The following is an 8,970-nucleotide window of genomic DNA, read 5'->3' on the forward strand; positions in this document are numbered from 1 at the left end:
AAAGTCTCTTCCATTGCTTCTTTTTGTAAATAGCCAGTCTCTTTCAATTTTCTTCCAAGCGCTGTAATTCTTCCTACGCTTAATATCTCATCAAACCGTCCATCAGAATGGACAGCAACTATTAACATACGCGTTGAATATGTTCCAATATCTAGTAATGCTATAATTTTTGGCTTCATTATTCTATAAAAACCTGACCTTCTATTGGTTGGACTTCTACGCCATTTTCGACCAAGAAGTTTATAGCTTTTTCTATTTCTTCATCGTTTCCGATGAATTCAAGCTCCAACCAGCCTATCTTTTCTTGAACGTTTGCCTTTCTTATGTTTATGTCAATATTAAAATTTTTACAAACTTTACTCAAAAGTGGTTCTTTTATTTTCTCTTCCGGATAGATAAGCTTTAGCTTCATCGAATTCATTATTTTCCTCCAGCTATTGCCGGTATTATAGCTACCACATCTCCATCTTTTAGTTGTGTATCCTTTCCTTGTAAAAATCTTATATCTTCATCATTTACAAAAAAGTTGACAAACTTTCTAATCTCTCCGTTTTCATCAACAAGCCTTTCCTTGATGCCCGGGAATTCTTTTTCTAAATTTTCTATTAACTCTCCGATTGTAGAAGCTGATATCTGAACTTCTCCTTGTCCTTGAGTAATTCTTCTTAAAGCTGTTGGTATTCTTACAGTTATTGCCATTATCTAACCTCCTTAAAGTTTTAATAATTTTTCAATAATACTTAAAAAAGCAGGATTGAATAATGTTAAAGCTAATAAAACGAGTATAATTAGAATATTTAACTTCAATTCCAATCTTTTAAATCTCTCATCAACTACTTTAAATCTTTCGTCAATCACTTTAAATTTCTCATCAATCGCTTTAAATTTTTCATCAATTGAATTAAATCTTTCATTAATAACTTTAAACCTTTCTTCAAACAGGTCCCTAGTTACAAGCTCATTTTTTAACTCTTCTTTTAGCTCTATTTTTAATATTTCCTTTTTTTCGACGATTAACTTTTCAGCTTTTTTGTCAATTTCTTCTACAGCCTTTTCAAAAGCTTCTGCAAACTTTTCTGCCTTTTCTTTACTTCCAAGTGCCTCTTCTAATATGTTATATAAACTTCTCGGCAGTGTATAAGCCATTTTATCCACCTATAACTTTGCTTTTAAACTCTGCCAACGATGGTTTTATATGTATAGGTTTTTCAAGCTTTCCTTCAAGAACTTCCATTGTTTTATAACCATTTCCTGTAATGTAAGCAACAACTACTTCGTCTTTATCTATCATTCCCATCTCTACATACTTTTTCAGTACTGCGATTGTTGTACCACCTGCGGTTTCTGTAAAGATTCCTTCTGTTTTTGCTAGTAATTTGATGCCTTCTATAATTTCCTCATCTGTTGCTATTTGGATATCACCTTTACTTTCCTTTGCTACTTTAACAGCATATGGTCCGTCAGCCGGGTTTCCTATAGCTATAGATTTTGCTATTGTATTAGGTTTTACCGGTTTTATAAAATCTCTTCCTTCTTTAAATGCTTGGTATATAGGACTGCATCCTTCTGCTTGTGCTCCAAGCATCCTTGGAAGGTCTCCTTCTACCAAGCCAACTTCTCTTAATTCGTTAAAACCTTTCCAAATTTTTGTATAAAGAGAGCCTGACGCAAGAGGTGCAACTACTACGTTCGGTATTTTCCAACCAAGCTGCTCTGCAACTTCAAACGCCAAGGTTTTTGAACCTTCAGAGTAGAAAGGTCTAACGTTTATATTAACAAATGCCCATCCAAACTCGTTGGCAATTTCAGAAGAAAGTCTGTTAACGTCGTCATAATTTCCATCAACTGCTACAACAACAGGATTGAAAACCAAGCTACCAATGATTTTGTTTGTTTCTAAGTTTGCCGGTATGAATACATAACATTTCATTCCTGCAGAAGCTGCATGGGCTGCAACAGAGTTAGCAAGGTTTCCTGTAGAGGCACAAGCAGCAGTATCAAAACCAAACTCTTTTGCCTTAGAAAGAGCAACTGCAACAACTCTATCTTTAAATGATAGTGTAGGATGGTTGACAGAGTCATCTTTTATATAAAGATTATTTAATCCTAAAAGCTTGCCGAGATTTTCTGCTTTTACAAGCGGCGTAAATCCTGCAGATAGACCAACGGTTGGATTTTCTACCGGCAGCAGGTCGATATATCTCCAAAGGCTTTTTGGACCTTTTTCAATTTTCTCTCTTGATATATTCTTTTTTATCTCATCATAATCGTATACAATCTCCAATGGACCAAAACAAAATTCACATACATGAATTGGTTCTACAGGATACTCAGCTCCACACTCTTTGCATTTTAAAGCCTTTACTTTTGCCAATTAATCCTTCCTCCATCAAGAAAAATAATAGAAATTTTACCATATTTTTGTGCTAAAATATTAATTTATATTACCTTAGGAGGTTTTTATCTTGCTTACATTTCCAATAGAAGAAGCTCTAACATTTGATGATGTTCTATTGCTTCCACAAAAATCGGATGTTTTACCCCATGAAACAGATGTTTCATCATATCTTACACCAAACATCAAAGTTAATATTCCGTTAGTATCAGCTGCAATGGACACTGTTACCGAACATAGATTAGCCATAGCTTTAGCAAGGGAAGGTGGAATTGGAATCATCCATAGAAATATGTCGATTGAAGACCAAATGAGAGAGGTTGAAAAAGTAAAAAAAGCCGAAAGTGGAATGATTACAGACCCGGTAACAGTCAGACCGAATCAATTAGTCAAAGAAGCTCTTGAAATAATGTCTATTTATAAAATATCCGGCGTTCCTGTTGTAGATGATGAAAATAAGCTTGTTGGTATTCTAACAAATAGAGATTTAAGATTTATTCATAAAAAAGATTACGAAAAACCTGTTTACGAGTTTATGACAAAGGCTCCTTTAGTAACTGCAAAAGAAGGTATTACATTAGACGAAGCTATAGATATTCTTCAAAAGCATAAAGTGGAAAAACTTCCGGTCGTAGATGATGAAGGAAGGCTTAAAGGTTTAATTACAATTAAAGATATTGTAAAAAGAAAAAAATATCCAAATGCTTGTAAAGATTCAGCAGGTAGGTTAAGAGTTGGTGCGGCTGTTGGTGTTGGTCCAGATACAATGGAAAGGGTAAAAGCCTTGATATCTGCAAAAGTAGATGTGATAGTTGTTGATACTGCTCACGGGCATTCTGTTAGGGTTTTAGAAACTGTTGAAAAAATTAAGGGAGAATTCCCTGAGGTCGATGTTATCGGTGGTAACATAGCAACGGCAGAAGCAGCAGAGGATTTAATCAAAGCCGGTGCAGATGGAGTAAAAGTTGGAATAGGACCGGGTTCTATTTGTACAACAAGGGTAGTTGCAGGCATAGGTGTTCCTCAGATTACAGCAATTTCTAAATGTGCAGAAGTTGCTAAAAAATATGGAAAAACATTGATTGCAGATGGTGGTATCAGATACTCCGGAGATATAGTCAAAGCCATCGCTGCAGGTGCTGATACAGTCATGCTTGGAAGTCTATTTGCAGGAACAGAAGAAGCTCCAGGAGAGAGAATTTTCTACCAAGGAAGGTCTTATAAAGTTTATAGAGGAATGGGCTCTCTTGGTGCTATGAAAGCAAGATTTAGCAGTGATAGATACTCTCAAGAAAACGTAGAAAAATTTGTTCCGGAGGGTATTGAAGGAAGAATTCCATTTAAAGGACCACTTGCAGATGTTGTCTATCAGCTTGTAGGAGGATTAAGGGCTGGTATGGGATATACTGGTTCTAGAACTATAAAAGACCTTCAAGAAAAAACCAAATTTATTAAAATTACAAATGCAGGCTTAAGAGAAAGTCATGCTCACGATGTTTATATAACTCAAGAAGCACCAAACTATTGGATAGATTAAAAGGAGTTGGAAAATGGAGAAACCAACAGATTTTGAACTGCTTTTAGCTCAAGAAATTACAAATTTAGATAGATTTATTATTAAAAGTCCTCTTGGAACAAACGAATTTTGGAGTGAGTGGCAAAGGAAAGCCGGTGAAATAGTTATCACAAAAGCTGCTATAAAGAAAGCTATTAGGATTTATGAGAAAAAACTACCACCGGAACAGTTATTAAAACTGTCTGCAATGCTTGAATCTTATAGAGAAATCGCATCATATCTTGAATTACTTAGAGAGACTGCATTAAAGATAAAAGGAATTGACATAGAAGGATTTACTTTATTTGACAGTATGGAAGGAGATAACGAAGAGGAATTTTAATAAAGGAGGGTTTAATGTTTGATAATTACCTAACTTTAAAAGATGTTGACGTATCGGGAAAAAGGGTTTTTGTTAGAGTTGATTACAACGTGCCGATTGATGAAAACGGAAACATTGAAGATGATGTAAGAATAAGAGAAACTGTTCCGACTATAAATTATCTTCTTGATAGAAATGCAAAAATAATTCTTGCATCACATCTTGGAAGACCAAAAGGAAAACCAGACCCTAAATATTCTTTATATCCAGTGGCTAAAAGATTAGAAAGATTGGTAGGAAAAGAAGTTAAATTTTTACCCGACTGTGTAGGCGAAGATGTAGAAAAAACAGTTTTATACATGAAAGAAGGTGAAATAGTTCTACTAGAAAATTTAAGATTTCATAAAGAAGAAGAGAATAATGACCCAGAATTTGCAAAAGCATTGGCAAAGCTTGCTGAAATTTATGTAATAGATGCATTTGGAACATGTCATAGAAAACACGCTTCAATGTATGGAATAAAAGACTACGTCCAACCTGTTGTAATGGGATTTTTGCTTGAGAAAGAAATAGAATACTTTAAAAAAGCATTATTAAATCCACAAAGACCTGTGGTTGCATTTCTTGGAGGGTCTAAGGTTTCATCTAAGCTTGGAGTGATAGAGTTTTTAATTGACAAGGTGGATAAAATATTTATCGGCGGTGCGATGGCTTTCACTTTTATAAAAGCTCTTGGCTACAAAGTAGGTTCATCTCTTGTTGAAGAGGAAATGATCAAAAAAGCATTAGAAATAATAGAAAAAGCTAAGGAAAAAGACGTTAAATTTTATCTACCGGTAGACTTTATCTGTGGTCAAGCTGTTTCTGACCAAACACCGGTTATTGAAGTTGCATGGCAAGAAATACCATCCGGCTGGCTTGGTCTTGATATAGGACATGCATCAGTAGTTTTAATAAAAGAAATCATAAAAGATGCACAAACTATAGTTTGGAATGGACCTATGGGAGTTTTTGAGATAGATAAATTCAAAATGGGAACCTTTGAACTTGCTCATGCAATAGCAGAATCACCGGCGTTGTCAATCGCAGGCGGTGGCGATACAGATTATGCAATTCATAAAGCAGGTGTAGTAGACAAAATAAGCTATCTTTCGACAGGTGGCGGTGCATTCTTAGAACTTCTTGAAGGAAAACAGCTACCTTGCTTGGAGGCAATCACAAGAAAGGGTTAAGTTTGGATTATTTGGGAGTGAGAAATTATTAATCTTTATTAAATTTAAAAGGTGTTCCTTCGGGCTTACGTCCTTTGGATGACAGTGAAAGGTTGACTGAAAAGCATTAGAGAAAGGATAATCTTATATGTCATTCTGACGTAAGCGAAGAATCTCTTTTTTTACTTTTAAAGAGGAGATCCTTCGGACTTACGCCCTCAGGATGACAAAAAAGGTAAGTTTATAAAAATTTTAAAAAACTATCATTTAAAAACCAAGATTAAAAGGAGCTGAGATTGAGTAAATTCTTAGAAGTAGCAAAAGAAGCAGCTTTTATTGGTGGGGGAATTTTAAAAGAGAACTTTAAAAAAGTGAAAAAAACTGATATAGAAAGTAAAGGAATTAAAGATTTTGTTACATATGTTGATAAACTATCAGAGGAAAGGATAAGAAATCATATACTTAAAAACTTTCCTGACCATGCTTTTCTTGGTGAAGAGGATGGAAAGTTTGGCGAAAACGAATTTACTTGGGTGGTTGACCCATTAGACGGAACAAAAAACTACATATGCGGTTTTGAGATCTTTGCCGTATCGGTTGCACTTCTTCACAATAACGAGCCGATAGTTGGGGTTATCTACGTTCCTATGTTAGATAAAATTTACTGGGCGGAAAAAGGGGCAGGTAGCTATTTAAACGGAGAAAAGATAAAAGTATCCAACAGACCAATCGAGCAGGCGGTTGTATCAACAGGCTTCCCATTTAGATATATAGCAGAGCTTGATAATTATCTTGATATGCTAAAAAAAGCAATGATTACATTTTCAGGAGTTAGAAGACCCGGAGCTGCAGCAGTTGATTTAGCGTTAGTGGCAGAAGGTGTTTTTGATGGATTTTTTGAGATGAAGCTTTCTATATGGGATATAGCAGCAGGTGTACTACTCATTCAAGAAGCAGGCGGCATATACTCAAATTTTGAAGGCGGGAAAGATTTATCCTCCGGAGATGTAATTGCAGGGGGAAAAGAGATTTACGATGTTTTATATGATATAGTCAGGAGTAGTAAATAAATGGATTATCAAGAAAAACTGAAAGCTTTAAGACAAGAAATTGACAGTATAGACAATCAGATTTTAGAGCTTATAAATAAAAGAGCAACCTTAGCTAAAGAAGTTGGAGAGATTAAAAAAGCAAACAATCTTCCGATCTTTGTTCCAAGCAGAGAGAAGGAAATTTTTGATAGATTAGAAAAGCTCAACAAAGGACCACTTCCAACGGATATTGTAAAGCATATATTTAGAGAGATAATTTCAGCTTGTAGAAGCATAGAAGAGAATATTAAAGTCGTTTATCTTGGACCAAAGGCAACGTTTACCCATCAAGCAAGCTTAAAATACTTTGGACATTCTGTAGAGCATATACCTGTATCAACAATAAAAGATGTATTTGAAGAGATAGTCAAGAAAAAAGCAGACTTTGGCGTAGTTCCGGTAGAGAATACAATAGAGGGGGTTGTTAACTATACTCTCGATATGTTTTTAGAGTACGATTTAAAAATCATAGGTGAGGTTATTTTAGAAATTTCTTTACATCTAATGAGTATAAATCCAAACATTAATGAAATTCAAAGAATTTACAGTCATAAATTTGCAATAGCAGAATGTAGAGATTGGATACTAAAAAATATGCCACATGTTCAGCTTATAGAAGTTGAAAGTACAGCAAAAGCTGCAGAAATGGCAAAAGATGATTATGAATCTGCAGCAATAGCCAGCGAATCAGCGGCAGAAGTTTATGGATTATACATTTTAGAAAGAAAGATAGATAAGCATCTTTATAACTATACAAGATTTTTAATCATTGGTAATGAAATACCGAGCAAAACAGGAAATGATAAAACAACGTTTATTTTTTCTGTAAAAAACGAGGTTGGTGCGTTATATAAAGCCTTAGAGCCATTTTATAGAAATGGTATAAATATGACTAAAATAGAATCAAGACCATCTAAAAAAGAGGCTTGGGATTACATTTTCTTTACGGATATTGAGGGTCATATTGATGACGAAGTAGTAAAAAATACTCTTGAAGAATTAAAATCTAACGTTCCATTTTTCAAGATTTTAGGCTCATATCCTAAGGCGGTTGATTAGGTTTCTTTTTAAAATTATTACACACGAAACGATATTTAAACCATTAGTTCAGATATAACGTCCCCCATCTCACTTTAATTAACCCACACGGTTCAGATGTAACATATGATTAGATGCAAAGGTTCATCATTAAGTGTAACTTTATAACCCACACGGTTCAGATGTAACGAAAACGACGACAACGCCCTAACATTACCAACATACCTTTCTAACCCACACGGTTCAGATGTAACGTAATTGCTGGATTAAATGTGCTTGTTCTATTGTCTTCTTTCTAACCCACACGGTTCAGATGTAACGATTAAAGGAGAGATTTGAAGTTGATGATATAGAAAGCTTTCTAACCCACACGGTTCAGATGTAACCCTCAATCTCTCTATTTCACTTTCCCATTTGGCAATATCTTTCTAACCCACACGGTTCAGATGTAACTTTATTAACGATCTACTCTCTGATCTTTATAGATCAGCTTTATAACCCACACGGTTCAGATGTAACCATCAAATGTTTGAAAAGAAATACAGCATTATTATGCTTTATAACCCACACGGTTCAGATGTAACTGCATCAAGTGTTGCTTTACACATAGCAACTCAAAGCTTTATAACCCACACGGTTCAGATGTAACTTTAACTTTTCCAATATTTCCGTTCTTTTCTCTGCTCTTTATAACCCACACGGTTCAGATGTAACACCTAACAGAAGGAAATCCAATTGGAAGAGATGCTGCTTTATAACCCACACGGTTCAGATGTAACGAAAAGGCGTTAGAAATGAGAAGACAGGGATATACACCTTTATAACCCACACGGTTCAGATGTAACTGCAGAAGCTTTTGGAGATTTGGATATGTTTATTGAAACTTTATAACCCACACGGTTCAGATGTAACAGATATTGAACTAATAAAAGAATACATCAAAGAAAAAACTTTATAACCCACACGGTTCAGATGTAACTGGGGGACGCAACCCCCTGGTATATCAAAGAAATGACTTTATAACCCACACGGTTCAGATGTAACACCTTCCCACGTTCTCGAAGCCTACTGGTACTGGACGCCTTTATAACCCACACGGTTCAGATGTAACTAAAGGGCTTCAGAAAGAGTTTTTTGGTAAAGAATACTTTATAACCCACACGGTTCAGATGTAACGAAGATACTAAAAATATTTGCCGACGGATCATGTCTCTTTATAACCCACACGGTTCAGATGTAACAATTGCCGAAAGTCAAGTTTAAATTTGCTGATGCAAACTTTATAACCCACACGGTTCAGATGTAACTCTTTAGGAATGCTTGCGTCTTCCAATGCAACAATACTTTATAACCCACAC

9 protein-coding genes and 1 CRISPR repeat array are annotated in these 8,970 nt (G+C 35.1%); of the genes, 5 read left to right on the forward strand and 4 right to left on the reverse strand.

The window, feature by feature from the left end; genetic code table 11:
- Positions 1-178 precede the first annotated feature (178 nt).
- Genes SULYE_RS03360 through thrC form a run of 4 tightly spaced genes read right to left on the reverse strand, consistent with a single transcriptional unit; the run spans position 179 to position 2,374 of the window.
- Positions 179-421: an NIL domain-containing protein gene (locus SULYE_RS03360; RefSeq protein ID WP_007546503.1), complete on the reverse strand. Its 243-nt coding sequence runs from the start codon at positions 419-421 to the stop codon at positions 179-181.
- Positions 421-699 carry a MoaD/ThiS family protein gene (locus SULYE_RS03365; protein ID WP_007546504.1) on the reverse strand — a complete coding sequence of 93 codons (279 nt, stop codon included), beginning with the start codon at positions 697-699 and terminating at the stop codon, positions 421-423. Before SULYE_RS03365 ends, SULYE_RS03360 begins: the two co-directional genes overlap by 1 nt.
- A gap of 12 nt (positions 700-711) precedes the next feature.
- A complete protein-coding gene (locus tag SULYE_RS03370; protein WP_198001794.1) occupies positions 712-1,155 on the reverse strand; it encodes a hypothetical protein in 444 nt (147 codons plus the stop codon).
- Entirely contained in the window at positions 1,148-2,374 is a 1,227-nt protein-coding gene (gene thrC, locus SULYE_RS03375) for a threonine synthase (RefSeq protein WP_007546507.1), read from the reverse strand. Before thrC ends, SULYE_RS03370 begins: the two co-directional genes overlap by 8 nt.
- 91 nt (positions 2,375-2,465) lie before the next feature.
- Between thrC and guaB the strand changes: the two genes are divergently transcribed.
- From guaB to pheA, 5 genes are all read left to right on the forward strand, one after another.
- Entirely contained in the window at positions 2,466-3,932 is a 1,467-nt protein-coding gene (gene guaB, locus SULYE_RS03380) for an IMP dehydrogenase (protein ID WP_007546508.1), read from the forward strand.
- Between the two features lie 13 nt (positions 3,933-3,945).
- On the forward strand, positions 3,946-4,293 hold the full coding sequence (locus SULYE_RS03385) for a hypothetical protein (RefSeq protein ID WP_007546510.1): 348 nt from the start codon (positions 3,946-3,948) through the stop codon (positions 4,291-4,293).
- A 14-nt stretch (positions 4,294-4,307) separates the two neighbouring features.
- Entirely contained in the window at positions 4,308-5,504 is a 1,197-nt protein-coding gene (locus SULYE_RS03390; RefSeq protein ID WP_007546512.1) for a phosphoglycerate kinase, read from the forward strand.
- Positions 5,505-5,779: 275 nt separating this feature from the next.
- Entirely contained in the window at positions 5,780-6,553 is a 774-nt protein-coding gene (locus tag SULYE_RS03395; protein WP_007546514.1) for an inositol monophosphatase family protein, read from the forward strand.
- Positions 6,554-7,633, forward strand: a complete 1,080-nt coding sequence (pheA, locus tag SULYE_RS03400; protein WP_007546517.1) for a prephenate dehydratase — start codon at positions 6,554-6,556, stop codon at positions 7,631-7,633.
- 74 nt (positions 7,634-7,707) lie between these two features.
- A CRISPR array of direct repeats spans positions 7,708-8,919; the repeat unit is 29 nt; unit sequence CTTTATAACCCACACGGTTCAGATGTAAC.
- Positions 8,920-8,970 lie beyond the last annotated feature (51 nt).

Origin of the sequence: Sulfurihydrogenibium yellowstonense SS-5 (assembly GCF_000173615.1) — a bacterium.
GTDB lineage: Bacteria > Aquificota > Aquificia > Aquificales > Hydrogenothermaceae > Sulfurihydrogenibium > Sulfurihydrogenibium yellowstonense.

Excerpts from the sequence above, each read along its gene's own strand:
- SULYE_RS03360 (WP_007546503.1), bottom strand. The coding sequence starts at position 421 with ATGAATTCGATGAAGCTAAAGCTTATCTATCCGGAAGAGAAAATAAAA.
- SULYE_RS03365 (WP_007546504.1), bottom strand. The coding sequence starts at position 699 with ATGGCAATAACTGTAAGAATACCAACAGCTTTAAGAAGAATTACTCAA.
- SULYE_RS03385 (WP_007546510.1), top strand. The coding sequence starts at position 3,946 with ATGGAGAAACCAACAGATTTTGAACTGCTTTTAGCTCAAGAAATTACA.
- SULYE_RS03390 (WP_007546512.1), top strand. The coding sequence starts at position 4,308 with ATGTTTGATAATTACCTAACTTTAAAAGATGTTGACGTATCGGGAAAA.
- pheA (WP_007546517.1), top strand. The coding sequence starts at position 6,554 with ATGGATTATCAAGAAAAACTGAAAGCTTTAAGACAAGAAATTGACAGT.